The following is a 505-nucleotide window of genomic DNA, read 5'->3' as shown; positions in this document are numbered from 1 at the left end:
AAAAACGGCTATCGATCGTGCTTTTTTCCCACTCAAACGGAAAATGACAGATCAGTTTTCCACACTGATTAACGTAGTCGCCGCCTTCGGTCAGGCTGGCAATCGTGACCGAGTTGCACTGGCTGTTGGTATCGGTATCGTCATCAACCAACTGCCAGCCCGTCCAGTGAGGGAAATCGGCATCGCTAAACTTTTTAATACCGGGAGCGGCAAGATTTACCACGCCAGCTCCACCCGGATAACTGACCGTCATCCATAATGGCGCATCCGCAGGCACCAGCGTTTCATGCTCGGTATTGATTACCCGCCCAAAACGAAGCAACTCAAATCCGGCACTGGGGCTTTCCTTATAATTCCGCATAGCGGTTTTATAAAGATTGTATTCATAATCTTCACCATCGGCGTTAACCAGCGGCTCGCCCAGCAGATCATATTTCCCGTCAGTCTGCGTATTTTTCTGCCGCGTTACCATAGTGCAGCTGCCCTGGGCCAGAGTCATGCTGAC

General features: G+C 50.9%; 1 pseudogene. It reads right to left on the bottom strand.

Annotated elements, in window-relative coordinates:
• A pseudogene (locus AB3U87_RS22040) lies at positions 1 to 505 on the bottom strand (M23 family metallopeptidase); the annotation flags it as partial.

Origin of the sequence: Erwinia plantamica, assembly GCF_043420595.1 — a bacterium.
GTDB classification, from domain to species: domain Bacteria; phylum Pseudomonadota; class Gammaproteobacteria; order Enterobacterales; family Enterobacteriaceae; genus Erwinia; species Erwinia aeris.
This window is presented reverse-complemented; position numbering and strand designations above follow the sequence as displayed.